The sequence below is a fragment of the Brevibacterium moorei genome (genome assembly GCF_024580735.1).
In the GTDB taxonomy this organism is placed as follows: Bacteria; Actinomycetota; Actinomycetes; order Actinomycetales; family Brevibacteriaceae; genus Brevibacterium; species Brevibacterium moorei.
The window spans coordinates 62,361-87,128 of the sequence record NZ_JANIJX010000018.1; the positions used below are offsets into that span (position 1 = coordinate 62,361).

The window sequence follows — 24,768 nt, forward strand, 5'->3', positions numbered from 1 at the left end:
GTGAAATCCGTCGCCAGCCGAAGCGTGAGGACTCAAGCCAGATGACCAACGAAGACCAGAACCCCGGCGCCCCGTTCCTGCCCCCGCCGCTGCGCCCCATGGCGCCCGCGACCCAGGGCCGGTCGGATGAGTCCGAGCCCGGTGGTCCCGCAGCCCCGGCCGCCCCGCAGCCCTCGGCACCACCGCAGTCGCCGGCACAGTCGCAGGCAGCGGCCGAATCCGAGGACTCGGAAACACCGGCAGCGCAACCGCCGGCGCCGCGCGCCCCGGCCTTCCCGGTCCTGCCCCCGGCCATGCCACCGGCGGGCCCAGGCGGCGGGACTTCGGCCGCCGGCTCCACGACCACCGATTCCGGGACCCCGGCGGCGGATTCCGGCTCTGCCGGCCCGAGCTCTGACGCTCCCACCCCGCAGGGTGCTCTGCCGGACGCGCAACTGGCCGGGCTGGCCCTGTCGGTCTACCGCTACGGCGAGTCCGAGGGCGAACCGGCCGCGGCCTCGGTCACGGTCGACGCCGCCGGGGCGACGCAGCTGCACTGGCCGCTGCGTGGGGAACCCGGGCTCTACCGGGTGGTGCGCGGGGACGGGACGAGGCCGCACAATCCCGAGGACTTCGCCCAGTTGGCCCGGACCGCCTCGGCCGCGGCCGTCGACGCCGAAGAGCCCAGGGCCGCCGTGCGCTACTTCCAAGTGTGGTTCTACCCCGGGGCCACCGCGGACCAGATCTGCACCGCCCAACCGGTGCTCCACGCTCAGGCCAGGCAGGTCGTCGGCGTGCGCGACGCCCACCTCGACGTCGATGCGCCCAATGTGGTGGGCCGCTGGACCGTCCTGCCCGGCACGGTGGGCGTCCACGTCTACCGTTCGCGCCCGGACCGGGCCGCGAGCGCGGCGGGTGATCCGCGCTACCAGATCGCCGGGACCGGTGCCAATCGCGGCGGCTTCAACGACGCGGACACCACCCCGGGCGAACGCTACGTCTACCAGATCATGGCCCAGGTGACCGCCGACGGACAGTCCGTCATGTCCGATCCGCTGCGCGTGGACATCGAGATGCCGGTGACGTTGTCCCCGGTGACCGACCTGGAGTACCAGGCCGCGGAATCCGGCGGTCGGTCCTTCGATCTGCTGTGGACCCCGCCGCGCTTCGGCCGGGTGGAGATCTACCGCACGCTCGACGAACCGGTTGAGGGCTTCACCGACGCCTCGATCGACGAGGGCCGGCTGGCAGCCGGCGGGGGACTGCAGCCGGAGGACCGGCTGTCCTATCCCGTCGAGGAACTGCCCGACGGACGCCATGTGATGCGCTCGGTGCCCTGGCCCGCCGGCTGGACCCGCGCCTACTTCACCCCGGTCGCCCTGCACGGCGGCCAGGCCAGGGTGGGCAGGGTGATCGGCGGTGTGAGCGTCGACCCGGTGACCGACACCCGGTTGGTGGAGCGGGTGGGCAGGCGCCACATCGGCTTCGCCTGGCCCGAGGGCGCCGACGTGGTGCGCGTCTACGAGGCCCTTTCCGGCACCCCGGTGGAGAACGTGCTGGCGCAGCCGGCGAAGATCGAGATCGACAAGTCCCAGTACCTGGATCGTGGTTCCCTGACGATCGAGGGTTATGCCGGGCAGGCCGCGCTGACCTACTACCTGGTCTCCGGGGTGTTCTCCGGCGGCGAGGTCATCTGCTCGGCGCCCGTGGCCCTGGAGTGCCCGCCGGTGACCGTGCTGGGCTACGAGGTCTCGCACACGGGGCTGAGCGCCTCGGGTGCCTGGCAGGTGTTCGTGCGGGTACTGGCACAGGTGGAGATCGCCCGGTCCCTGCGCTTCGCGGTGGTCTACAACGAGGACAGGATGCCGCTGCACATCGACGACGGTGTGCAGGTGACGCTGTTCAACCCGGACGAGGGCAATCAGCCCACCGGCCGGCTGCACCTGAACCGGATCCCGGCCCCGGGCTCCGCACACATCCCGTACTGCTGGTTCTCCACGCCGGCCTTCACCCAGGCGCCCGGCGGGTTCATCCGGCTGTTCGCCGATCTGCCGGCCGAGGACCTGCAGTCGGTGGCGCTGCTCGACCCCGATGTGATGGACCTCGACCTCTACGTGGCCGGGATGAACCTGTTCCGGCAGCAGCAGGGCGGCCCCGGTGCTCCGGGTCCCGGCGGCCCCGGGATGGGCACGGGCCCCGGTAGCGCACCCGGCGGTCCCATGGGCCCGGGCAACGGGGGCTACAGATGAGCCGCTTCGCCCAGATCACCTATGCCTCCCTGCCCCGGACGGATGGGACCGGTGGCGGCCAGCGGATCAAGGACACAGCGGGCTCGCCCGAGGAGGCCGAACTGCGCCTGATGCAGCGCAATGTCGTCGACGGCCTCGATTACCACGCGGTGCTGCCGCGCACCGCGGCGGACGCCGCGGCGATCCCCGCGCGGCTGCGCTACCGGGCCGCCACCGATGCGGCGCCGGCCATCTGGGCCTATGGCTCGCACGCCGGGGCAGACCCCTACGGGCGCCCCGAGAACGTCTACAGTCATGTGATCGTCGACCGGACCGGCGGCGGGGATCTGCGTCCGATCGACATGTGGTTCTCCGGCTGTTTCGCCCGGCCCTTCGGGATCGAGGCGATCCTGAGCACCCCGGCACCGGTTGAGCCCGCGCCCGGCCTGGGCGCCGACGGCTATGCCCTGGCGGCCGGGGCCCTGTCCGCCGAGGGCTACCGGGAACAGCTGCTGGCCGCGGCCGATGCCCTGGCCCGGGTCCGCGCCGATGCCACGGCCGGAGATAGTGCGGCCGGTTCAAGCGGGGCAACCGGGGCCCCCGCCGGCGGCACCCGGCTGGTCCTGGTGACCGACCGGCAGGACTGGGCCGCCACGATCATCGCCGCGCTGAGCTACACGATGGTGCCCGCCGCCGCGGCGCAGATCTCCTTCAGCCTGTACGCCAGGGCCCATGAGCTCGACGGCGACGGCCTACGCGGAGTCGACATCGTCACGCTGCCCGAAGCCGACCTGCCGGCCCTGGCCGAACGCTCCGATGTGCTGGTGCTCGGCGACGGGGTCCTGCCCCAGCGCGGCCCCGCCGGCGAACACCTTTCCAGCGGCCTGCCGCCCATCCCCGCGACCGCCTACTCCGCGCTGCTGGAACAGGCCCTGGCCGCCGAGCCAGGCCAACTGCGGGGCCTGCTCGGCGGGCTCACCGACCTGGGCCACGAGGTCCCGGCCGGTGCCGCGCCCGCGCCGGCCTGGGGACTGGCCGTGCTGCTGGCCGAACACCAGGCCGGTGCGGCCTCGGCCCCGGTCACCCGGGTGCTGTCCGCGGCCGTGCCCGCCGGAGCCGTGCACGTCCCGCGCCTGCACACGGTCCACCTGGCCGCCGTGCGCACGAGCTGTGGGAGCACCATCGCCGAGGCACAGTCCGCCCCGCCGACCGCGGATCCGGGACTGTGCACGGTGCGCGACGAAGTGCTGCTCGAGCGGATCCTCGACGATCCGCTGTGGCTGTTCGCCCACGAGGCGCCCGCCCTGGGCTTCGACGCCTGGCGCAGCCTGGAGACCGGGCTGCTGCAGGCCGCCCTCGAGGCGATCCAAAGGCTCGCCGAGACGGTGGAGACCATGGCAGGCGGCCGGGATGCCGCCGCCGGCGTGTTCCGCCTGGCGGGCCTCATCGTCGACTCCGGCGTGGCCGGCCTGTGCGCTGTGGCGGATCCGGACGGCGCCCCGCTGCCGGAGGCACCGGATGCGACCGCTGAGGCCGTCGATGCGCTGCAGGGGCAACTCGTCTACCTGCTGAGCAGGCCCCAGGCGGTGCGGACCGCGGGCTCCGGCTCCGGAGACCTGCAGCACCTGGCGCCGTTCTCCGCCCGCCTGGCGAACTTCGTGACCGCCGCGCTGAGCGATTTCGTGTCCCACCACCTGCAGACCGCCTCGGCCGAGGCCGGAATCGCCGTGCCCGGCGGGGTCGTCGCCCAGGTGGCGCCTGCCATGACCGAGCGCCTGCTGTCCCACGGTCTGCCCGCCGCCGCCGAGGCCGCGATCACCGGGCCCGCGGACGAATTCGACCCGGTCTCGGCGAACCTGGCCATCCTGGCCCTGGACCGCGGAATGTCCACCGAGCTGATCGGTGACTTCCTGGTCCGTCTGGCCCTGCGCGGGCGGGCGGTCTCGGGCCTGCCCGATGAGCGCCGCTCCGTCTACCCTCTGCTGCCCGTCTGGGTGCGCGATCGGGTGGCCCGGCTGGACATCGACGCCGCGGCCCTGGCCCGCTGCGAATCCGAGGCCCCCGGCTGGCTGCCCACCGAGGTGCTGCTGGCCCGGCTCAACCGGCTGCCGTTCGACGAGGCCCTGGCCGGGGTCTGCACCCTGGTCTGCCGGACCCGCCGGCAGTCGCGCGCAGCGGTCTTCGCCCGCCTGCTGCTGACCGCCTACGGACACCCCGCCCCCGGCTTCGACCCGCGCTGGTCGTTGCCCATCCTGGCCGAGGTCCACGGCCTGGTGACCCCGCCCCACACCAGTGCCCACACGGCGGCCCTGGCACCCGAGCTGGCGGCCTGGCTGGCCTCGGCGGCCTGCGGGCGGCTGAGTGCGGAACTGGGCCGGATCGCCTCGGCCGACGATGCCGATGCCGCCCGGAACCTCCTGCACGGGCGCTTCCCGCAGCTTTCGGACGAGGCCCTGACCACCCTGGCGGCGGCACTGCCCGCCGGTCCGGCCGACGGGGGATCCGCCCGGATTATCGAGACCCTGGGATACCAGAGCGCCGCCGCCCACGTGGAGGGTCTCGGGATCCTCTCGGCCCTGGGGCTGCTGGCCACAGACCTCGACCCCGGCCTGCTCAGCGGCACCGAATACGCGCTGCTCCACGCTCCGGGCGACCCCATCGGACGGGCCCTGGCGGCACTGGCCGCCAGCGTGCCCGCCGCCACGCTCGACGACAGCTTCACCGCCATCGCCCAGGCCGCCGACGATATCGCCTATACGCGGCAGGAGGCCGCGAAGGACGCGATCAAGGCGGCCAAGAAGGAACGCCGCACCATCCGCCGCAAGGACACGGACCAGGCGGTCAAGACGGTGCGCTCGCTGCTGGAGACCGCCGGTGCCAGGCAGGCTGCCGCCGTTGCACCACCCCGTCCCGTAGAAAGGCCCATGCCATGACCGTTTTCATGCTCGAGAGGGGCAATCAGGTCAGGATCAGGGCCGGCCGGTTGACCCTGACGGCCGGGCTGCCCACCCCCGCAGCACAGCTGCGGGTGACCGACCCCGCGGGGGCTCCGGTGCAGATGCACGCGCCGACCCCCGGAGTGGTCGTGCTGCCCCAGGTGACCGGCGGCCTGCGGGTCGGGCTGGTCGATCCGGCCGGGGAGTTCCCCGTGGGCTCACGGGTGCACCTGAAATTGGAGAGCGAACCCGACGGCGCGGCCGGTGACTCCATCCACCTCGCCGAGGCGATCGACGTCAGCGGGGTGACGAGTGCAGACCTGATCACAGCAGAACTCATCGGCGCCGAGCTCGTGGTCTCGCTGGCCGCCGTGCCGGTCAGCCACGGGACGCTGACCGATCTGGCCTCCCGCGCCAGGGCCGAGGTCCGCGCCCAGTCGCAGGACGCCCCGGTGGATCCCTGCCAGGTGGCGATCGTCGTCGACGGTTCCGAATCCTTCGCAGCAGTCCCCGGCCTCGACCGGGTCCTCGAGATCCTCTCCGGGGTGGCCAGCGTGGTCTCCGACGGTCGGCCCGTCCAGGCGGCCCTGGCCTCGGGCCGGGTCGAGGCCGTGCCCGTGACCGATCTGGCGGCGCTGCCGGCCGATGTGCTCGCCGCCCGGCGGGCCCAGGCGCCCCACTCGATCTTCGCCGCCGAGCCGGCGGTGGCCGCGAGCCTGCCGGGGGCTGCCGCCGGCGTGGTCTACATCGTCTCCGATGCCCCGCCGGCCGACCATGCGGAACTGGCGGCAGCCCGCCGGGCCGACGGGATCGTGCGGCATCCGGTGGTGCTCGAGGCCCCACGGTCCTGGGCGGTGGAGAGCCAGGGGCTGGATCTGCCCGACGGCGCCACCGTCGTCGACCTGCCCGACTACGACGCCCAGGCCGAGTCCGGGCGCGCACAGATGCTGCGCGAGATCGTCGGCTCCCTGCTCGACGCGGTCCGCGCGGTGGGCCGTCCCCCCGCAGCAGGCCCGGCGGCCGGCGGTACTTCGGCCGGCGGAGGGCCGGACGGAGGGTCCGGCCGATGGGATGGCACGGCCGAACAGGCAACCGGCCCCGGTGAGGGCACGAGAAGAGGAGCACACTGATGTCGAAATGCCCACTGTGCTGCACCGAGGTGCCGCAGTCCCAGTACATGTGGACCCTGACCGGCCCCGGCCTGGAGTCGGTCGTCGACCCGGTGCTGACCTCGTACTACGGGCGCGAGCGCTCCTACGCCGGGTTGTTCCCCGTGGCCGCAGGACCCGGGGGCGCCGATCCGAGCCCGCACGTGCGCTCGATGGTCGAATCGAACCCGGAGGTCCCCGCCGGGGTGGCACCCGGCGTCGAGGTCTGCCCCCACTGCCACTATCCGCTGCCGCGCGGCTGGCGCGAGGCCGATGTGCGCATCGTCGCGCTGTGCGGGGCGCCGGCCTCGGGCAAGAGCCTCTACATCGCCACCGTGATCAAAACGCTCAAGACCTGGTTGGCGGAGCAGGGCGGCAGCCTGCGCCCGGCCGACGGGGTGACGGCGAAGAACTACGGCGACCGCTATGAGAAGCCGCTGTTCAAGGAGATGGGCCTGATGCAGGCGACCCGGCGCTCCGACGCCGGCGGTGACGGCAGCTCGCTGTACCAGCTGGATCCGCTGATCTTCTCCATCAGCGCCCCCGGCGACCCGCGCCCCCGGTTCCTGGTGCTGCGCGATGTCGCGGGCGAGGAGATGGAGTTCCTGCCGGAGGACACCACCCACCTGCGCTTCATGGCGCACGCGGATACGGTCCTGTTCATGTTCGATCCGCTGTCGGTCGATGCGATCGAACGCCGGCTGCGCGGACTGGTGCCCCCGCGCAAGGCCAAACCCGGCAACCCCGAACGGGTGCTGGACAACCTGCTCATGATGATCGGCGGGGAGCACACGGGCGCGGCCAGGGCCTATCCGCCCCGGCTGGGCATCGCCCTGTCGAAGTTCGATGTGCTCCAACAGCTGGCCGGGGTCAACGACCGCGGTTGGAGCCGGATGATGTCGAACGCCGGGGCCGGTTTCATGCGCGAGACCTCGCACCCGGGCGGGCAGTACGATCTGCGCGACGGGAATCTGCTGACGATCGAGGCCCGCAGCCTGTTGGACCATATGGGCGCCGAGGCGATCGTCAACAAGGTCGAACATCCCCACGGTGGGATGGCTATGCCCTATCGGTACTTCGTCGTGTCCGCACTGGGGGACTCCCCGCAGGGCGGCAATGTCTCCAAACGCGGGATCTCGCCCTTCCGGGTGCTCGATCCGCTGATCTACGCCATGTCGGGCAACTGAGGAAGAGGGCAGGGGAATGAGTCCGATCGTCTTCGACATCGCCGGCGATGCGCTGGGCAAACTGATCATGGTGCTGCTCCTGGTGCACCTGCTGATGGCGGTCCCCGTCGGTCTGCAGCTGGACCGTCTGGCAGGGGGCAGCCGGGTGCTCAACTTGGTCCTGGCGATCGTGGTGCCGGTGCTGGGAGTGGTCATCGTCGGGGTCCTGGCCCTGGTCCAGTCGATCAAACGGGTGGGCGCCGAACTCCAGATGCGGCCGGCCGGGACCGGGGATCCGGGACGGGCCGCCAAGGATGTGGCCGGCAAGGTGATGGCGGGTCTGGGTGCGCTGCCCGCACTGGCCGGGGGAGTCCTCGGCCTGTTCCTGACCTGGCTGAAACTGCCATGGGATCCCGAACCCCTGGAGCTGGGGGCCGCGGATCTGGGCCTGCGGGGAGCGCTCGCTCTGGCGGTGTTCTGCGCCCTGGTGGGGCTGGTGGTGACCCTGTCGGGGTCCGCGCGCTGGGGCAATGTCCTCACCCTGTGGGCCTCCGGCCTGCTGCTGGGGCCGGTGCTGGTCCTGCTGGTCGCCGTTTCGGTGATCAAGGGCAATGTGGAGCGCGCGAGTGAACTGCTGCGCTCGGTGCTGGAGAACGCACAGGGCGCAATCGACCAGGTAGCGGATCAGGCCGCGGCCGGAGGCTCCTCCACCGGGGGCGGTGCGGGGTCCGGCACAGCCGCCGGGGGCTCGGGCATTCAGCTGCCCGACACCGAACAGCTCACCGCCCATCTGCAGGGGATGAGCCTGGGCGCGGGCTGGTGGGTTGTGCTGATCCTCGGCGCCCTGGCCTATGTGTGGGCCTTCGTCGTCGTCTTCCTCCTGGGCTCGGCAGCCGGGGCCACCGGCGCCAGGGGCGGGAATTCGGCCCGTGGCGCCGGACGCGGTGGTCGTGGCGGGTCCGGCGCGGATGCCGGAGCCGGAGCGAACCTCGGGAGCGCCGGCACGGCCTATCCCGGTTCCGCCGGGAGCGCCTATCCGGGCTCTGGTTATCCGGGCACAGGGTCGCAGCCCGGTGGGTTCCCCGGCGCGGGCTCCCAGCCCGGTGGCTACCCGGGTGGTGGCTCAGGCGGGCAGCCCGGTGGGTTCCCCGGCGGCTATCCCGGTTCGCAGCCCGGCGGCGGATTCCTGGGAGGCCCGGTCGCGGCGCCGGGTGGGCAATGGCCCAGCCCGCCGCCCCAGGTGGGTTCGGGGCCCAATGTGCCGGGGAGCGCCGGCGGCCAGGGTTATCCCGGTTCGGGCCGACCCCCGGGCTGGTAGAACTCCGGCATCGCAAGCGCAGATTCACAACGCACGCGGATATACCCGCGTGCGTTGTGATTCTGCGCTTGCGCTGCTTTGCGGGGTCGGTTTCCGGGCTCAGCCGTTCATCTTCGTGGCGCCCTTCTCCCCATGGGTGGTGGAGATGAGCTTGGCGAAGCAGTGGTCCTTGTCCAGCCCCAGCGCATCGCACTTGTCCAGTGCGCCGGAGGCCGAATCGTAGGGCTCGTTGATGACGACCACGTAGTAGCCCTTGAGCTTGAAGGTGCTGAAGTCGTCGGAGTCCATCATCAGCACATTGCCGTAGGTGCGTTGGAGCTCCTGGTACTCGTCCAGGATGTCCGCGTATTCCCAGGTCTTGCCGTCGGCGTAGAGCTTGTTCTTCTTACTGGAGATCTGCGCGACCCATTTGCCCTCGAGCCGGTCCTTGGCCTGCGCTGTGCCCTCCTTGGCCGAACGCTCCAGTTGGGAGAAGGCGTCGGTGGCTCCGCCGTCGGCATTCGCATCCTGGCCGTCGTCCCCGGCTCCTCCTGCCGGAGCGCCGTTCGAGGGGTTATCGGCCGGTGCCGGTTCATCCGCCGGGTTCGAGGCCCCTCCCGGGGTGTCATCGCCGGGTGCGGCGCTGGCCTGCGGGCTGGGCGGGGCGGCTGTGACGGTGCTCGGGTCGTCCCTGCCCAGGAGGACATAGGCCAGGCCGCCGGCCGCTGCTAGCACCAGGACCGAGGCCCCGGCGATCAGGCCGATCAACAGCCCCCTGCGTTTGGGTTTGGCCGGGGGATTCGGTTGCGGGCCCGCCTGGGGGTTCGGCTGGGATGAAAGCTGTGGATCCCCCTGGGACCAGGGGCCCTGTTCCCGCCCTGGCGCGGTGAAAGGCGAGCCTGGGCCGGCGTATACATCGGGCCGGGCCGCGTCCTGCCAGTTCGGCAGACCGCCCTGCGGGCCCTGGCCCCAGGCCGGCGCCGCCTGCTGGGGTTGAGAACCCGGCTGGGGCTGTGCGCCCGGCTGCGGCTGCGCGCCCGGCTGCGGCTGCGCGCCGGGGGTGGGGGGGGTGTTGGGCGGGGGCGGGGTACCGGGGGGATTTCCCGTGGCGTTCGGGCTCTGGGTGGAGTACTGGTCTGCGGCGGGGGTTGCCCTGCGGATCCTCACGGGTCGTCTGGGGTCGGCGGGATCCTGCTGGGATCCGCCGGAATCGGGCCGGGGATGTTCGCTGCTCACCCCTTCAGAATCTCATGCGGGCCCTACTCGGGCAAGGGACCACGATGGCGGAAGTACTCGAGATCACAATCCCGGGTTGCGGCCGCCGCTTGGCGTGGGGCCGGTGAATCGCCTAGACTAGGGGAGTTAGTGCGCCGTAAGGCGTATGTGCTCACCCCGCGCAGCACACAGCTTGGCCGTCTCTCACCGGCCTTCGGCTTCCGCGCTGGTGAGACATCTCGCGTGTGCCGTCTGGTGCGGTGCGCGCGAACACAACCCATCACCGGGTACGAATACAACACCGTAGTGTTCCAGTGCTGCGGTCGGATGCAGCGGGGTTCAGGCCCTGCTGCGAAGGCCTGCGGTATGAGGAGATGCTCTGGCTGTCCGTCGGGACATAAGACCGGTCCTCCGTGTGGAATCGCCCGGTGAAGAACATGTGTAGATGTCTCCGGTGAGTCGTGGCGGCGCCCCGCGTTTCCGCGATACACCGGCAGAAGTGAACTGGAGGAGAGAAATGGCATCGGTATGCCAGGTAACCGGGCAGGTTCCCGGTTTCGGACACAGTGTGTCCCACTCGCACCGTCGCAACAAGCGTCGGTTCAACCCGAACATCCAGCGTAAGCGCTACTTCGTGCCCTCGCTGCGTCGTTCGATCACCCTGAACGTGTCCACCAAGGGCATCAAGATCATCGATCAGCGCGGAATCGACGCTGTCGTCACCGACCTCATCGCGAAGGGTGTGAAGTTCTGATGGCGAAGTCCCAGGAAGTACGCCCGATCATCAAGCTGAAGTCGACCGCCGGCACCGGGTACACCTACGTGACCCGCAAGAACCGCCGCAACAACCCGGATCGCATCGTGCTGAAGAAGTACGATCCGAAGATCCGCAAGCACGTCGATTTCCGAGAGGAGCGCTGAGCACATATGGCAAAGAAGTCCAAGATCGCACGTGATAAGCAGCGTCGCGTCATCGTCGAGCGCTACGCCGAAAAGCGCCTGGAGCTGAAGAAGCAGCTCATCGCACCGGAGAGCACCGACGAGCAGCGCGAAGAGGCCCGTCTGGCCCTGCAGAAGCTGCCCCGCAATGCTTCGCCGGTTCGCCTGCGCAACCGCGACCAGGTCGATGGCCGCCCCCGCGGCTACCTGCGCAAGTTCGGTCTGTCGCGCGTTCGCTTCCGCGAAATGGCGCACAATGGCGAACTCCCAGGCATCACCAAGTCGAGCTGGTAGTCTCTAAGACGCATATCAGGGCTGTGCTAGCAGTCCAGGACCCTATGTCCTAAAGGAGGACAACCTATGGCTAAGAACCGCAGCGAACTCGTTGCCGAAGTTGCCGAGAACACCGGTCTGACCCAGAAGCAGGTCTCCGACGTTCTCGATGGCGTCTTCGACTCCTTCTCGAAGGTCGTCGCCGCCGGCGAGAAGCTCACGATCCCGGGCTGGCTGTCCGTCGAGCGCACCGAGCGTGCCGCTCGCAAGGGCCGCAACCCGCAGACCGGTGAGGAAATCCAGATCGCCGCCGGCTACTCCGTGAAGCTGTCGGCAGGTTCCAAGCTCAAGGCAGCCGCTGGCACCCCCAACAAGTGATCTGAGCGGATCACACCGATCCGATCGCTAGGGCTCAGGGCCCCGGCCTCCCCACGAGGGAGACCGGGGCCCTGAGTCGTTTCCGGGGCGTTTTCCGGCGGGGTTGCCCCTGCTGTTTCCGGAGCCCTGCGGTCCTGGGGCCCGTCGTCGCCGGGGCCGAGGCCGGGCACGGTCCCGCGGGCGCCTCGGCGTCGGGCCCACATCGCATGCGCTTACCTGCAACACATGCGCATATACACGCATGTGTTGCAGGTTTGCGCATGCGATGCGGCGGGTCACCACGCCGCCCCAACCAGGATGCCCCGATGCAACGTCGTGGCACGAGCCTTCGTGTATCATTAGTTATAGTCAAGCACACATTAACAAGGATCCCGGGATGGGCGCCGACACGATGGGCGCACCGCACCGGGATCTCATCCGGGAGTGACGAACACGCAGATGAATCGCACGCAGTTCCTCAACGTCAGCGAACGACAGGCGGTGGCTCCGCCCCTGGCCGTGTCCACGGTCGTGTTCGCGTTGCGCCCGGACGATGCGGCAGCCGACGGCGGCGGGCAGCGGATCTGGCTGCCCCTGGTCAGGCGGACCCGCGAACCCTACCGTGGTCAGTGGGCGCTGCCGGGCGGTCCGCTGCGCGGGGACACCAGCCTGCGCACGGCGGCGGCCCACACCCTGCGCGCCACCACCGGTCTGGCACCCACCCTGCTCGAACAGCTCTACACCTTCGGCGGGACCGATCGGGGAATCGGCCTGCGGACCGTCTCCGTCGTCTACTGGGCCCTGGTGCGCTTCGCGGAGACCGACCCCGATCTGGTCGAGGACCCCAATGTCGCCTGGTTCCCCGCTGACGACCCCGCGGTGATCGGCGCGTTGGCCTTCGACCATCAGCGGATCGTCGAATACGCCCTGGCCCGGCTGCGCTCCAAGGTGTCCTATGCCGACGTCGCCGACCGGATGCTGCCCGACACCTTCACCCTGGCCCAGCTGCGCCAGGTCTACGAGGCCATCGGCGGGGAACGCCTGGACCCGGCCAATTTCCGCCGCACCATTCTTTCGCGCGGTGTCGTCGAGGACACCGGTCAGGTGCTCACGGGCGTGCGCAACCGCCCGCCGCGCCTGTATCGCGCGAAGACCAGCCCGGATCATGATCCGGTCCCGGACCCGGAAGGGGAAATCCAATGACCAGTATTACCCTCACCCTCGGCCGCCCCGGCCAATCCTCCTGCGACTCCAAGCTGCGCAACGCCCCATGGGACATCGACCGCGCACCCGGCTACGGCCCCGGCGCCTCGGCCGGCGACCACATCCCCGGCGCCGCCCCACGCCAGGGCGAGATCCCGGCCGAGTACCGGCAGGCCTCGGAGGCGGACCTACACGCCCGGATCCGCGCGGCCAAGGCGACGCTGGGCGATCGGGCGGTGGTGCTGGGCCACTTCTACCAGCGCGACGAGATCGTCGAACACGCCGACTACGTGGGCGATTCCTTCCAGCTGGCCAATGCCGCCCTGGAACACCCGGAGGCCGAGGCGATCGTGTTCTGCGGGGTGCACTTCATGGCCGAAACCGCCGACATCCTCTCCGGTGACGACCAGGCGGTGATCCTGCCGAACCTGGCCGCCGGCTGCTCCATGGCCGATATGGCCAATGAGGACGATGTCGAGGCCTGCTGGGATCAGCTGACGGAGCTCTACGGCACCGAACCGGATGCCGCGGGCCGCGTTCCCGTCATCCCCGTGACCTATATGAACTGCTCGGCCGCGCTCAAGGGCTTCGTGGGGCGCAACGGCGGTTATGTGTGCACCTCGAGCAACGCCGCGACCGTGCTGGAGCGCGCCTTCGCAGACGGCCAGCGCGTGCTGTTCTTCCCCGATCAGCACCTGGGTCGCAACACCGCATCGGCGATGGGCATCGGCCTGGACCGGATGCCGCTGTGGAAGCCCCGCCAGGTCCTGGGCGGGAACACCGAGGAGCAGCTGCACGAGGCCCAGGTGATCCTGTGGAACGGCTTCTGCTCCGTGCACCGCCGCTTCACCACCGAGCAGATCGCCCAGGCCCGCGCCCAGTTCCCCGAGGTGCAGGTCGTCGTCCATCCCGAATGCCCCCTGCCGGTCGTCCAGGCCGCCGATGTATCGGGCTCGACCGACGTGATCCGCCGGGTGGTGGAAAATGCCGAGCCCGGCGCGGTGATCGCCATCGGCACGGAGATCAACCTGGTCAACCGGCTGGCCGCGCAGCACCCGGACAAGACGATCTTCTGCCTGGACCCCGTGGTCTGCCCCTGCTCCACCATGTACCGCATCCACCCCGGCTACCTGGCCTGGGTGCTCGAATCCCTGGTCGCAGGCGAGGTCGTCAACCGGATCGAGGTCCCCGCCGAGGTCGCGGGCAACGCCAAGGTGGCGCTGGACCGGATGCTGGCGGCGAAGCCGAAATGAGCGCGCAGCCCTACTCGACCGAGCTGCCCGGCTCGGTGGACCTGCTGATCGCCGGCGGGGGAGCCGCCGGCCTGTCCGCGGCCATCGCGGCTGTCGGCCTGGGGCTGCACGTGCTCCTGCTGGACGCGCGTGACTTCGCCGCGAGCGCCTCGGTCCAGGCCCAGGGCGGGTTCTCCGCGGTCACCGCACAGGGGATCGCGGCGGGGGATTCCGTGGCCGTGCACGTCGCCGACACCCTGGACGCCGGCGCCGGCCACAGTGATCCCGCCGTGGTCGCGCGGATCTGCGCGGCAGCCGCCGCCCACGTCGCGACCCTGGAATCCTGGGGCACCGCCTGGGACCGCCGTACCGACGGTGGTTACGCCCTGACCCGCGAGGCCGCGCACCGCGCCGATCGCATTCTGCACTGTGGGGGAGACGCCTCGGGCGCGGGGATCGTCGCGGCACTGCGGGCGCGCGCCGGGCAGGTGGTGGCACAGACCGCGCACGAGGCCACCGGAGCCGGCCGGGGCCGCCTGCACATGGCGGCGGATGCCCGGGTGACCGGCCTGCTCGAGGACTCCGGCGCCGTGGTGGGCGCCAGGGTCGCGGTCGGCGGTGAGCCACAGAGTGTGGCCGGGGGCGCGGACTGCGGTGTGGCCTCGGCCCGCACGATCCGAGCCGGAGCCGTCCTGCTGGCCACCGGCGGGATCAACGGGATCTACGGCAAGCGGACCAGCCGCTGGGCCAATGACCCGACGGCCCTGGCGCTGGCCTGGGATGCCGGCGCGCTCTTCGCCGATGTCGAAATGGTGCAGTTCCACCCGACCTTCGCCCCCGATGCGGACTTCATGATCTCCGAGGCCCTGCGCGGGGAGGGCGCGGTGCTGCGCGATGCCACGGGTGCGCGCTTCATGCCGGCCCTGGACCCCCGCGCGGAACTGGCCGGACGCGACATCGTGGCCCGTGGGGTGGCCGCGGCCATCCGGGACACCGGCGGCGCCTGGTTGGACGCCTCGCCCATTGTCGCGTCCCACGGCACGGACTTCCTGGCCCGGCGCTTCCCGACGATCACCGCACAGCTGGCGCGCGCCGGCCTGGACCTGGAGGCCGCGCCCGTGCGCGTGATGCCCGCAGAACACTATTGGATGGGCGGGATCGTCGTCGACGGGCACGCCCGCTCCAGTGTGCCCGGCCTGCTGGCCGCCGGCGAGGCGAGTCGGACGGGCTTGCACGGGGCGAACCGGCTGGCCTCGAATTCCCTGCTCGAGGCCGTGCACACGGGGCTGGCGGCCGCCGCCTGCGTGGCGGCGGGCCGTGCGGGGGAACCGGGGCGGATCCGGCTGGGCTATGAACTGCCGGTCGAGCCGGCCGGCCGGCTGTCGGGAGGACTACCCGGCGGGCAGCCGGAGGCCGGCGGACCGGTCTCGACAGCACAGGCTCCTACCCCTGCCGCTGTGACCGAGCGAGTGCGACTCAGCGCCGATGAGCACCTCGGCGTTTCACGTGAAGCACAGGGCCTGGCCGCGGCCGGACGCGAACTATCGGGGCTCTTGGCGCAGCACCCGGGGCATCCGGCGGCGCTCATGGCCTCGGTGATCGCCGCAGGAGCCCAGGCGCGCACCGATTCCCTCGGCGCCCATCTGCGCACCGATGCGGTGGGGCCCGCCAAGCCGGGGCACACGAGTGTGGCGGTCAGCCGCCGGCCCGGCGACCTGGGGCTGTGCGTTCCGACAGCCGGCGCTGTCCGGGTCGATCCGGGACCGGCGTTCGACCCGGCGCGTTCCCCGTACGACCTGGCGGCCTCATGAACAGCGAACCGGAAACCACCGAACCGGAGACCACCGCAGCGCGGCAGTCGACACAGCCCGCCGAGCCCACCACACCGACCGGGCCGGTGAACCTGGACTGCGCCGCCACCCAGGCAGTGCGTCCCGAGGTGCTGTCGGCGATCTGGCCGCTGCTCAGCGAGCAGTTCGGCAATCCCGCCAGCCACCATGAGGCCGGCGAACAGGCAGCCCGCGCCCTCGACTGGGCCCGCTCCCTGGCCGCCGAGACCCTGGGGACCCGACCGGGGCGGATCGTGTTCACCTCGGGCGGGACCGAATCGAACTCCCTGGCCCTGCACGGCACCCTGCTGGCCCGGCGCCGCGGCGGGCACGTGCTGGTCTCCGCGCTCGAACACCCCTCGGTGCTGCAGACCGCACAACAGCTGCAGCGCTGGCACGGTGCCACGATCGAAACCGTTCCGGTGGGGATGAACGGCATCGTCGATCCGGCCCAGGTCGCAGCACTGCTGCGCCCGGACACCTGCCTGGTTGCGGTGATGGCCGTGAACAACGAGGTCGGCACCATCCAACCGATCCAGGAGATCGCCGAGCTGGTCCACGGCGCGGGCGCCCGGCTGCACGTCGACGCGGTCCAGGCCGGCTCCTGGCTGGACCTGCGCCCCTTGGCACGGGTCGCGGACACCCTGAGCGTTTCCGGACACAAACTGGGCGGGATCAAGGGAGCCGGGCTGTTGGCCCTGGGCCGCGGTGTCGTACTCGAACCGTTCATGGACGGCGGCGGGCAGGAGGACGGGATCCGCTCGGGCACCGTCAACGTGCCCGGCTGCGTGTCCACTGCGCTCGCCCTGCATCTGGCCCAGCAGGAGGCCCTGGCCTACCAGGCGGGGGAGGAGCTGCCGTGTGGCCGGGAACCGGGCAGGCGGCTGGCCCAGGCGGTGCTCACAGGTCTGGGGGACCTCGGCGTCGCGGCCCGGCTGTCCGGCGACCCGGAGAGCCGGGTGCCCGGCACGGTGTCCTTCGTCTTCCCCGGCCTGCACGCCGAGGCCGTGCTGCTGGAGTTGGGGCGCCACGGGGTGCTGGCCTCGTCCGGTTCGGCCTGTGCGGCCGGGTCGACGGAACCGTCGGCCGTGCTCACCGCGCTGGGCTGGGATCCGGTGGAGGCCCTGGGCGCGCTGCGCCTGTCGTTCTCCCCGCACACCCCTGCGGCGGTGCTGGACTATGCGGCGCGCGCCGTCATCGAGTCCGTTGCGGCGGTCGCCGACCTGGGCCGGTAGACCGCCGGCTCAGCACCAGCCAGGCGATGCAGCCCACGTAGGGCACGAAGAGGATGACAAGACACCAGGCGAGCCGTCGCAATGCGGTGATGTCCTTGAAACGGGCCAGGGAGACCAGAGCCCAGACCAGCAGGGCCACGGATGCCAGGGAGAGCGCATACAAGCCGAAATCGCCGACGGTGGGTACGAGGGGATTGCCTGCGTCGTCCATGGGGCCTCTTCGGGGTGGGGTCGGTATGGCTCGGGGCGAGCTGGTTCGGCTCGGAGGAGGATTCGCCTCCAGCATAGGTCAATGGTGCGTCATGGGAAATTCCCGGCCGGGCGCCGGGATGCCCCGCTGATACGATCGCAGGGTGAGCAGTCCTGAGAGGCACAGTCCCGAAAGGCGCGGCACGCCCCCGCGCGTGAACGACCCCGTCGACGCCGCGATCGTCCGGGAGGTCAGCGCCAATGCGCGCGCGACCCTGGGACATATCTCCGAGGCCGTCGGCCTGTCCGTGTCCGCCGTTCAGTCGCGCCTGCGCCGGCTGGAGTCGACGGGCGTGATCGCGGGCTACCATGCGACCCTGGACGCCGAGGCGATCGGCCGGCCGCTGGCCGCGTTCGTCGAGATCACACCGCTGGACCCCGCCCAGCCCGACGACGCCCCGGAGAAGCTCGAACACATCGAGAGCATCGAGGCCTGTCATTCGATCGCCGGCGACGCCGCCTACCTGTTGCAGGTGCGGGTTGCCACCCCGCGGGACCTGGAGACCCTGGTCAACCAGATCAGGCAGGTGGCCCAGGTCAATACGCGCACCACCGTGGTCCTGCAGACCTACTATGAGGGCCGCGCGATTCCCCCGGTCATCTGACGAGCCCAGGGTGATTATGGGCCACCCAGTCATGGCATGACAGGAAAAATTCCTGCGCCGTTCATATTCGCAGGAATGATTCCGGTAGCATGCCCGTATGACGCTTGCTTCAGATCACGCTGCTGCTCCCGTTGCCGACCTGTCGGTACGGACAGCGCCGGAGTCGCTCGCTCCGGAAACCGTAGTCCCGGACACCCTGCCGGCCGCACCCGTGACGGCCGATACCGGGAAACCGCCGGTGACGATCTTCGGCCCCGACTTCCCCTTCGCCTATGACGATTGGCTGAACCACCCCGCGGGCCTCGGAACCATCCCCGAGCAGGCCCTCGGCACGGAGGTCGCGGTGATCGGCGGGGGAGTCTCCGGCATGGTCGCGGCCTTTGAGCTCATGCGCCTGGGACTCAAGCCGGTGATCTTCGAGGCCTCCCGCCTGGGCGGGAGGCTGCGCACCGAACACATCGACCCGGGCGAGGGCCGCGGTCGGGTCCCCGCTGCGGAACTGGGTGGGATGCGCTTCCCGATCTCCTCGACGACCCTGTTCCACTACATCCGCGCACTGGGGCTTGAGACCCGCGCCTTCCCCAACCCGCTGACCCCGGCCGCCGGCTCCACCGTGGTCGATCTGGCCGGACAGACCTGGTACGCCAAGACGCTCGAGGACCTGCCCGAGTTCTTCCACGAGGTCGCAGCCGCCTGGGATGCGGCACTGGAGGAGGAGCTGGGCTTCACCGGCTTGCAGGACGCGATCCGCGAGCGCGACACCGCCCGGCTCAAGTCCGCGTGGAACGAGATCGTGCGCGCCTGGGACGACCGCAGCTTCTACGAGTTCGTCGCCTCCTCTGCGGCCTTCTCCAAGCTCAGCTTCCGCCACCGCGAGGTGTTCGGCCAGGTGGGCTTCGGCACCGGCGGCTGGGACTCCGACTTCGCGAACACGATGCTGGAGATCCTGCGGGTGGTCGTGACGAACTGCGACAGCGATCAGGAACTCATCGTCGGCGGCGCCGACCAGGTGCCGGTGGGCCTGTGGGAGCGCCCCGCCGGCGCGGGCAGCGCCTACTGGCCGGAGTCCACCAGCCTGGCCTCCTTGCACGAGGGCGCCCCGCACGGCGCGGTCAAGGGGCTGCGGCGCCTGCCCGACGGCACGATCGAGGTGCGCTATCTGGCTCGGCCGGCCGAGGCCTCGGCCGGGGCGGGCGCACAGGGCGCCACCGGCACACCCGGCACCGCCGGTGGCCAGGACACCTCCGTCCCTCAGCCGACGGCCACCCGGGCCTTCCCCGCGGTGCTGGCGACCTGCCAGTCGTGGCTGCTGACCACGCAGATCGACTGCGATGAGTCGCTGTTCAGCCAGGACATGTGGATGGCGCTGGACCGCACGCGCTATATGCAGTCCTCGAAGACCTTCGTGGCCGTCGACCGGCCGTTCTGGTTGGACACCGACCCGGTCACCGGCCGGCATCCGCTGTCGATGACGCTGACCGACCGGCTGACCCGTGGCACCTACCTGTTCGACGACGGGCCGGAGAATCCGGGGCTGATCTGCCTGAGCTATTCGTGGATGTCCGATGCGCTGAAGATGCTGCCGCACACCACAGCCGAGCGCGTCGACCTGGCGCTCGACGCCCTGGGGAGGATCTACCCCGACCTGGACATCCGCTCGCACATCGTGGGCGAACCGGTGACCGTCTCCTGGGAGTCCGACCCGTACTTCCTGGGCGCCTTCAAGGGTGCGCTGCCCGGCCACTACCGCTACAACGAGCGGATGTTCTCCCACTTCAAGCAGGACGCCACACCCGACGAGTTCCGCGGCATGTTCTTAGCCGGCGACGATGTGGCCTTCACCCCGGCCTGGGCCGAGGGCGCCGTGCAGACCGCGCTCAATGCCGTCTGGGGCATTATGACCCACTTCGGCGGGCACACCCATCCGGAGAATCCGGGGCCTGGCGATGTCTACGATGAGCTCGGCCCGATCCGGTTGGAGGACTGATGGGTGCCGCGGCCGAGGCAGAGTCCGTGGACGTGGGCGGGCAGCCGGCCGAGCGGCTGCGCGTCACGCTGGTGCAGACGGAGCCGATCCTGCGTGATCCCGCGCGCGCCCTGGCACTCATGGAGCACGCTGTTGCCGAGGCCTCTGCCGCCGGCGCTGCCGAGGACGGTGCCGATGCCGCGGCAGGCTCGATGGGTGCGGCAGGCACGACGGGTGCGGCTGGTGCCGGCGCGCCCCGGATCCTCGTGTTCCCGGAGATGTTCCTCACCGGTTATGCGATTGGCCCGGCGGATGTGCGCAGACTGGCCGAGCCTGCGACCGGTCCCCGGTTCGCCTCGGTCGCCCGGCTGGCGCGCGTCCACGGCTGCGCCATCGCCTACGGCTATCCGGAACTGGGGGAGATGCCCGCCGATGGCGGCCCCGCGGATCAGGACCCGGCGGACGGTGCACCCGTCTACAACAGCGTCAACCTGGTCTCCGAGTCAGGCGAACTCCTGGCCACCTACCGCAAAACCCACCTGTACGGAGAGGTCGACCGGAGCCAGTTCGCTCCGGGAGAACGCCTGCCGGAACTGGTCGGCTGGCATGGCTGGAAGCTGGGGCTGGGGATCTGCTACGACGTGGAGTTCCCCGAGTTCGTGCGCGCCCAGGCCCTGGCCGGCATCGACCTGCTGCTCGTCCCCACGGCGAATATGACCGGCCTCGAGGCCGTGGCCGGGACCCTGGTGCCCGCCCGGGCATATGAGAACCAGGTCTATGTGGGCTATGCCAACTACACGGGCGCCGACGAGGTTTTCTCCTATCACGGCCTGTCCACCCTGGCCGGGCCCACGGCCGAGGTCCTGGCCCAGGGTGGTGCGGCCTCGGCCAGCGAAGGATACGAACTGGTCACCGCGGCCCTGCGCCGCGCGCAGCTGCAGGCCTCACGCCAGGTGGCGACGTATCTGGCCGACCGCCGCAGCGACCTGTACTCCTGAGTTGCGGTTCCGCTACGCGGCGTAGAAGTAGAATGGGGCCCATGCGTGCGCACACTGAGGAACAGCCGGATCTGCGCGCAGCCCTGGTGTTGCGCCGCCTCGCGATCCCGCTGTTCGTCATCCTCGGCATCCTGATCGGCTGGCTGGCCCTGAGCTTCACGGGCGCGGCCGCGCCCACGGTCCTGGGCGACTCGGGCCCGCTGGGCCGGCTGGGACTGCCGGTGGCGCAATTCGTCTTCCAGACCTCGACGGCCATCACGATCGGCGCACTGGGCCTGGCCGTCTTCGTCATCCCGCGTGCTCCCCGCGTCCGCGGCCATAAGAAGGCCCGCGGGAAGGGCGGGCAGAAGTCCCAGCAGAAGTCCCAGGCGGCCGGCCGGCAGAGCGTCGACCGCTCGGAGCCGCCGCTGGATGCGGGCTGGCAGGCGGCGTTGAACCTCGCCCAGATCACCTCGGTGGTCTGGACGGTCTCCGCCGTCGCGGTCCTGCTGCTGACCTATGTCGACACCGCCGGGTCCCAGGCCTATGCAGGGAACTTCTCCGCCCAGCTGGGCCAGTACGTCACCCAGGTGGCATCGGGACAGCTGTGGCTGCTCATCGTCTGCCTGGCCGCGCTCGTGTCCACCCTGGTGTTCGGGCTGCGCAGCTACCTGGGGATCGGGCTGACCCTGCTGCTGGCGGTCGTGATCCTCATCCCGCAGGCACTCATGGGGCACTCCTCCGAGGCCGCCGGGCACACCCAGGCCGTCAACAGCCTGGGCCTGCACCTGGTGTCGATCATGGCCTGGCTCGGTGGGCTGATCGCCCTGGCCCTGCTGGCGCCCAAACTGACCGGGCGCAAGGACCTGGCCGAGCTGGTGCGCCGGTATTCCTCGGTCGCGCTCATGGCCTTCGCGCTCATCGTCTTCTCCGGCTTCTTCAATGCCGCCCTGCGCGTGCACACCCTGCACGACTGGTTCGCCACCCCCTACGGGCAGGTCATTCTGGTCAAGACCCTGCTGACCATCGGCTTGGGCGCGATCGGCTATCTGCACCGCCGCTTCGTCATCGACCGGCTGGCCGCCCAGGCCAATGCCCGCCGCGAATTCTGGCGGCTGCTGGGAGTGGAGACCCTGGTGTTCGGTGCGGTCATGGCCCTGGGCATCGTGCTCTCGCGCTCGCAGCCCCCGGTCAGCCAGGCGGCCGCGAACACCCCCACCCCCGCCGAGATCCTCACCGGCGAACCGCTGCCGCCCTACCCGACGGTCGCCCACTACTTCACCCAGTGGTCGCCCGACCCGCTGTGGATCGTCGTGGCGCTTGGGGCCTCGGTCGCCTATATCTGGGGCTTTGTCAGGCTCAAGCGCCGCGGGGACGACTGGCCGGTGCTGCGCCTGGTGATGTGGCTGATCGGCATGGTGCTGCTGGTCTACGTGACCTGCGGCGGGCCCGTGGTCTACGGCAAGGTGCTGTTCTCCGGGCACATGATCCAGCACATGCTCATCGTCATGGTCGTGCCCTTGCCCATGGTGATGGGGGCGCCCGTGACGCTGCTGATGCGCGCCATCGCACCGCGCACGGACGGGTCCCGCGGGGTGCGCGAATGGGTGCTCTACGCCGTACACACCCCGTACATGCGGTTCTGGGCCCACCCGATCGTGGCGGCGGTGAACTTCGCCGGCTCCCTCATCGTCTTCTACTATTCGGGCATCATGTGGTATTCGCTGAACTACCACCTGGGGCACGAGATCATGCTCATCCACTTCCTCATGGCCGGCTACCTGTTCGCCCAGTCCCTGGTGGGCATCGATCCGGGGGTCAACCGCTTCGGCTACCCGGTGCGGTTGCTCGAGCTGCTCATCACCATGACCTTCCACGCCTTCTTCGGCATCTCGCTGGTCTCCGGGACCTCCCTGATCGAGGCAAGGTGGTTCGGCAATATGGGCCACGGCTGGTTCACCGCGCTGACCGATCAGCAGCTGGGCGGATCCATCGCCTGGGGGATCGGCGAGTTCCCGACCCTGCTGTTGGCGATCGGAGTGGTCTACGTGTGGACCCAGTCCTCCGAACGCGAGGCCAAGCGCCAGGACCGCGCAGAGGCCCGTTCCGGGGACGCCGAGTTGCGCGCCTACAACGAGATGCTGGCGAACCTGAACAAGCGCGGGCGCTGAGGGACCTGCGGGGGCTGACCTTTTAGCATCGCAAGCGCAGATTCACATCGCGTGCGGATATACCCTCACGCGATGTGAATCTGCGCTTGCGATGGCGCCTGTCCGGACTCTGCCGGCCCCGCTGCACAACGGGTGTTGTTAAATGCACGATGTGAAAGCGCTGTGGATCACACTTCAGCGGAGTACGATCCTGTGTTGTCCTCACCTCATGCAAAGGAGCATCGATGAGCTCGACAACCCCGAACGAACCCGTCCCCACCCCGCCGCAGGGCCAGGCGGAGCCCGCCAGCCGGTCGACCCTGCAGAAGGTCGTCGCGGCATCCCTGGCGGGCACGGTCGTCGAATGGTACGAATTCTTCCTCTACGGATCCGCCGCCACCCTGGTGTTCAACAAGATCCTGTTCCCGCCATCGGACAACCCGTTGACGCCGATCCTGGCGGCCTTCATCACCTACGCGGTGGGCTTCCTGGCCCGGCCCCTGGGCGGGCTGATCTTCGGACACTTCGGCGATAAACACGGCAGGAAGAAGCTGCTGCAGGTCTCCATCGTCCTAGTGGGCGTCTCCACCTTCCTGATGGGCTGCCTGCCCACCTACTCCCTGATCGGCTTCATGGCCCCGGTCCTGCTGGTGCTGCTGCGCTTCATCCAGGGCTTCGCCGTGGGCGGCGAGTGGGGCGGAGCGGTCCTGCTGGTCGCCGAGCACTCACCCAGGGAATCCCGCGGCTTCTGGGCCTCCTGGCCGCAGTCGGGCGTGCCGATCGGCAATCTGCTGGCCACCGCGATCCTGTTCCTGATGACGGCTGTGCTGCCCGATGAGCAGTTCCTGCTGTGGGGCTGGCGCGTGGGCTTCTGGGCCTCGGTCGTCATCGTCGTCATCGGCTACTACATCCGCTCCAAGGTCTCCGACGCGCCGATCTTCAAGGAGACCCAGTCCGAGGTCGTCGAGGATGGCGTGCGCTACGGGGTCGCCGAGGTCTTCAAGCGCTACCCGCGTGGCGTGTTCTGCGCCATGGGCCTGCGCCTGATCGAGAACATCCACTACTACCTGGTGGTCACCTGGTCGATCACCTATCTGACGGTCAAGGTGGGGATCCCCAATTCGGAGATCCTGGCCCTGTTGCTGCTGGCCAATGTCGTCGAGGCGATCCTGGTGCCCTTCGTCGGCAGACTGGGCGACATCATCGGCCGCAAGGCCCCATATGCGATCGGCATCGTGCTCGCCGCCACCTGGGGATTCTTCGCCTTCCCGCTGTTCGACACCGGATCGGCGCTCAACATCTTCATCGCGATCATGTCCGGGCTGGTCTTCCACGCCCTCATGTACGCCGGCCAGCCCGCCATCATGGCCGAGATGTTCCCCACCCGGATGCGCTACTCCGGTGTGTCCGCCGGCTACCAGGTGACCTCGATCGTGGCGGGCTCCCTGGCCCCGATCATCGCCACCGCGCTGTTGGACGCCTACGGCAATGCGACCCCGGTGGCGATCTACGCGCTCATCGCCGCGGTGATCGGCTTCTTCGCCCTCGTCTTCACCCGCGAGACCCGCGGCATCGACCTGGCCGACGTCGACCGGCTGGACGCCGAGCGGGTCGCCGCGCGCGCCTGAGCGTCCGCGCCGGGCCCTGGATCGCTTCGCATGCGCAAACCTGCAACACCGCTCTGTGTCAAGCTGTGTGGAGTCACTCGGGCTAGTTTCTGACTGCTTCGTGCTCCGGCAGGTTGATACCCACGACGTGGGGCGGCTTCGGAGTCACCGGACGTG

20 protein-coding genes are annotated in these 24,768 nt (G+C 70.2%); 18 read left to right on the top strand and 2 right to left on the bottom strand.

What is annotated here, in order from left to right:
* Window positions 1-41: 41 nt before the first annotated feature.
* Genes NQ034_RS11940 through NQ034_RS11960 form a run of 5 tightly spaced genes read left to right on the top strand, consistent with a single transcriptional unit; the run spans window position 42 to window position 8,775 of the window.
* The gene (locus NQ034_RS11940; protein ID WP_257049090.1) at window positions 42-2,228 is read left to right on the top strand and encodes a SaeA-related protein; all 2,187 of its coding nucleotides are present in this window, start codon (window positions 42-44) and stop codon (window positions 2,226-2,228) included.
* Window positions 2,225-5,140 carry a GAP1-N2 domain-containing protein gene (locus tag NQ034_RS11945; RefSeq protein WP_257049091.1) on the top strand — a complete coding sequence of 972 codons (2,916 nt, stop codon included), beginning with the start codon at window positions 2,225-2,227 and terminating at the stop codon, window positions 5,138-5,140. Before NQ034_RS11940 ends, NQ034_RS11945 begins: the two co-directional genes overlap by 4 nt.
* Window positions 5,137-6,273, top strand: coding sequence for a hypothetical protein (locus tag NQ034_RS11950; RefSeq protein WP_257049092.1), 1,137 nt, complete (start codon window positions 5,137-5,139; stop codon window positions 6,271-6,273). Before NQ034_RS11945 ends, NQ034_RS11950 begins: the two co-directional genes overlap by 4 nt.
* Window positions 6,273-7,478, top strand: coding sequence for a hypothetical protein (locus NQ034_RS11955; RefSeq protein WP_257049094.1), 1,206 nt, complete (start codon window positions 6,273-6,275; stop codon window positions 7,476-7,478). Before NQ034_RS11950 ends, NQ034_RS11955 begins: the two co-directional genes overlap by 1 nt.
* Before the next feature lie 16 nt (window positions 7,479-7,494).
* Window positions 7,495-8,775, top strand: coding sequence for a hypothetical protein (locus NQ034_RS11960; RefSeq protein ID WP_257049096.1), 1,281 nt, complete (start codon window positions 7,495-7,497; stop codon window positions 8,773-8,775).
* Between the two features lie 99 nt (window positions 8,776-8,874).
* On the opposite strand, the gene NQ034_RS11965 is transcribed toward NQ034_RS11960, so the two are convergent.
* Complete coding sequence (locus NQ034_RS11965; protein WP_257049097.1) at window positions 8,875-9,990, bottom strand: hypothetical protein; 1,116 nt, start codon at window positions 9,988-9,990, stop codon at window positions 8,875-8,877.
* A 496-nt stretch (window positions 9,991-10,486) separates the two neighbouring features.
* Here NQ034_RS11965 and rpmB point away from each other — a divergent pair, with 496 nt between their 5' ends.
* From rpmB to NQ034_RS12005, 8 genes are all read left to right on the top strand, one after another.
* On the top strand, window positions 10,487-10,723 hold the full coding sequence (gene rpmB / locus NQ034_RS11970) for a 50S ribosomal protein L28 (protein WP_257049098.1): 237 nt from the start codon (window positions 10,487-10,489) through the stop codon (window positions 10,721-10,723).
* Complete coding sequence (rpmG, locus tag NQ034_RS11975; protein ID WP_373456796.1) at window positions 10,720-10,890, top strand: 50S ribosomal protein L33; 171 nt, start codon at window positions 10,720-10,722, stop codon at window positions 10,888-10,890. The genes rpmB and rpmG overlap by 4 nt, the downstream gene beginning before the upstream one ends.
* Before the next feature lie 6 nt (window positions 10,891-10,896).
* Complete coding sequence (gene rpsN / locus NQ034_RS11980) at window positions 10,897-11,202, top strand: 30S ribosomal protein S14 (RefSeq protein WP_257049102.1); 306 nt, start codon at window positions 10,897-10,899, stop codon at window positions 11,200-11,202.
* 66 nt (window positions 11,203-11,268) lie between these two features.
* Entirely contained in the window at window positions 11,269-11,559 is a 291-nt protein-coding gene (locus tag NQ034_RS11985) for an HU family DNA-binding protein (RefSeq protein WP_257049103.1), read from the top strand.
* A 438-nt stretch (window positions 11,560-11,997) separates the two neighbouring features.
* Window positions 11,998-12,741, top strand: coding sequence for an NUDIX hydrolase (locus NQ034_RS11990; RefSeq protein WP_257049117.1), 744 nt, complete (start codon window positions 11,998-12,000; stop codon window positions 12,739-12,741).
* Window positions 12,738-13,994, top strand: a complete 1,257-nt coding sequence (gene nadA / locus NQ034_RS11995; RefSeq protein ID WP_257049104.1) for a quinolinate synthase NadA — start codon at window positions 12,738-12,740, stop codon at window positions 13,992-13,994. The genes NQ034_RS11990 and nadA overlap by 4 nt, the downstream gene beginning before the upstream one ends.
* On the top strand, window positions 13,991-15,784 hold the full coding sequence (locus NQ034_RS12000) for an FAD-binding protein (RefSeq protein ID WP_257049105.1): 1,794 nt from the start codon (window positions 13,991-13,993) through the stop codon (window positions 15,782-15,784). Before nadA ends, NQ034_RS12000 begins: the two co-directional genes overlap by 4 nt.
* Entirely contained in the window at window positions 15,781-17,037 is a 1,257-nt protein-coding gene (locus NQ034_RS12005) for a cysteine desulfurase family protein (protein WP_257049106.1), read from the top strand. Before NQ034_RS12000 ends, NQ034_RS12005 begins: the two co-directional genes overlap by 4 nt.
* On the opposite strand, the gene NQ034_RS12010 is transcribed toward NQ034_RS12005, so the two are convergent.
* The gene (locus NQ034_RS12010) at window positions 16,997-17,248 is read right to left on the bottom strand and encodes a PLD nuclease N-terminal domain-containing protein (protein WP_257049107.1); all 252 of its coding nucleotides are present in this window, start codon (window positions 17,246-17,248) and stop codon (window positions 16,997-16,999) included. The two genes, NQ034_RS12005 and NQ034_RS12010, sit on opposite strands and share 41 nt — an antisense overlap.
* A 193-nt stretch (window positions 17,249-17,441) precedes the next feature.
* Between NQ034_RS12010 and NQ034_RS12015 the strand changes: the two genes are divergently transcribed.
* The 5 genes from NQ034_RS12015 (at window position 17,442) to NQ034_RS12035 (ending at window position 24,612) form a co-directional block, all read left to right on the top strand.
* On the top strand, window positions 17,442-17,891 hold the full coding sequence (locus NQ034_RS12015; protein ID WP_257049118.1) for an Lrp/AsnC family transcriptional regulator: 450 nt from the start codon (window positions 17,442-17,444) through the stop codon (window positions 17,889-17,891).
* Window positions 17,892-17,988: 97 nt separating this feature from the next.
* Window positions 17,989-19,878 (top strand): flavin monoamine oxidase family protein, encoded by a 1,890-nt coding sequence (locus NQ034_RS12020; protein WP_257049108.1) that lies wholly within the window; start codon window positions 17,989-17,991, stop codon window positions 19,876-19,878.
* Window positions 19,878-20,855 (top strand): nitrilase-related carbon-nitrogen hydrolase, encoded by a 978-nt coding sequence (locus NQ034_RS12025; protein ID WP_257049109.1) that lies wholly within the window; start codon window positions 19,878-19,880, stop codon window positions 20,853-20,855. The genes NQ034_RS12020 and NQ034_RS12025 overlap by 1 nt, the downstream gene beginning before the upstream one ends.
* Window positions 20,856-20,896: 41 nt before the next feature.
* A complete protein-coding gene (locus tag NQ034_RS12030; RefSeq protein WP_257049110.1) occupies window positions 20,897-23,005 on the top strand; it encodes a bifunctional copper resistance protein CopD/cytochrome c oxidase assembly protein in 2,109 nt (702 codons plus the stop codon).
* A 224-nt stretch (window positions 23,006-23,229) separates the two neighbouring features.
* Window positions 23,230-24,612 carry an MFS transporter gene (locus tag NQ034_RS12035; protein ID WP_257049111.1) on the top strand — a complete coding sequence of 461 codons (1,383 nt, stop codon included), beginning with the start codon at window positions 23,230-23,232 and terminating at the stop codon, window positions 24,610-24,612.
* Window positions 24,613-24,768: the final 156 nt, after the last annotated feature.

What these genes read in the sequence shown, in the direction of transcription:
- NQ034_RS11940 (WP_257049090.1), top strand. Translation starts at nt 42, where the DNA reads ATGACCAACGAAGACCAGAACCCCGGCGCCCCGTTCCTGCCCCCGCCG.
- NQ034_RS11945 (WP_257049091.1), top strand. Translation starts at nt 2,225, where the DNA reads ATGAGCCGCTTCGCCCAGATCACCTATGCCTCCCTGCCCCGGACGGAT.
- NQ034_RS11950 (WP_257049092.1), top strand. Translation starts at nt 5,137, where the DNA reads ATGACCGTTTTCATGCTCGAGAGGGGCAATCAGGTCAGGATCAGGGCC.
- NQ034_RS11955 (WP_257049094.1), top strand. Translation starts at nt 6,273, where the DNA reads ATGTCGAAATGCCCACTGTGCTGCACCGAGGTGCCGCAGTCCCAGTAC.
- NQ034_RS11960 (WP_257049096.1), top strand. Translation starts at nt 7,495, where the DNA reads ATGAGTCCGATCGTCTTCGACATCGCCGGCGATGCGCTGGGCAAACTG.
- rpmB (WP_257049098.1), top strand. Translation starts at nt 10,487, where the DNA reads ATGGCATCGGTATGCCAGGTAACCGGGCAGGTTCCCGGTTTCGGACAC.
- rpsN (WP_257049102.1), top strand. Translation starts at nt 10,897, where the DNA reads ATGGCAAAGAAGTCCAAGATCGCACGTGATAAGCAGCGTCGCGTCATC.
- NQ034_RS11985 (WP_257049103.1), top strand. Translation starts at nt 11,269, where the DNA reads ATGGCTAAGAACCGCAGCGAACTCGTTGCCGAAGTTGCCGAGAACACC.
- NQ034_RS11990 (WP_257049117.1), top strand. Translation starts at nt 11,998, where the DNA reads ATGAATCGCACGCAGTTCCTCAACGTCAGCGAACGACAGGCGGTGGCT.
- nadA (WP_257049104.1), top strand. Translation starts at nt 12,738, where the DNA reads ATGACCAGTATTACCCTCACCCTCGGCCGCCCCGGCCAATCCTCCTGC.
- NQ034_RS12000 (WP_257049105.1), top strand. Translation starts at nt 13,991, where the DNA reads ATGAGCGCGCAGCCCTACTCGACCGAGCTGCCCGGCTCGGTGGACCTG.
- NQ034_RS12005 (WP_257049106.1), top strand. Translation starts at nt 15,781, where the DNA reads ATGAACAGCGAACCGGAAACCACCGAACCGGAGACCACCGCAGCGCGG.
- NQ034_RS12010 (WP_257049107.1), bottom strand. Translation starts at nt 17,248, where the DNA reads ATGGACGACGCAGGCAATCCCCTCGTACCCACCGTCGGCGATTTCGGC.
- NQ034_RS12020 (WP_257049108.1), top strand. Translation starts at nt 17,989, where the DNA reads ATGACGCTTGCTTCAGATCACGCTGCTGCTCCCGTTGCCGACCTGTCG.
- NQ034_RS12025 (WP_257049109.1), top strand. Translation starts at nt 19,878, where the DNA reads ATGGGTGCCGCGGCCGAGGCAGAGTCCGTGGACGTGGGCGGGCAGCCG.
- NQ034_RS12030 (WP_257049110.1), top strand. Translation starts at nt 20,897, where the DNA reads ATGCGTGCGCACACTGAGGAACAGCCGGATCTGCGCGCAGCCCTGGTG.
- NQ034_RS12035 (WP_257049111.1), top strand. Translation starts at nt 23,230, where the DNA reads ATGAGCTCGACAACCCCGAACGAACCCGTCCCCACCCCGCCGCAGGGC.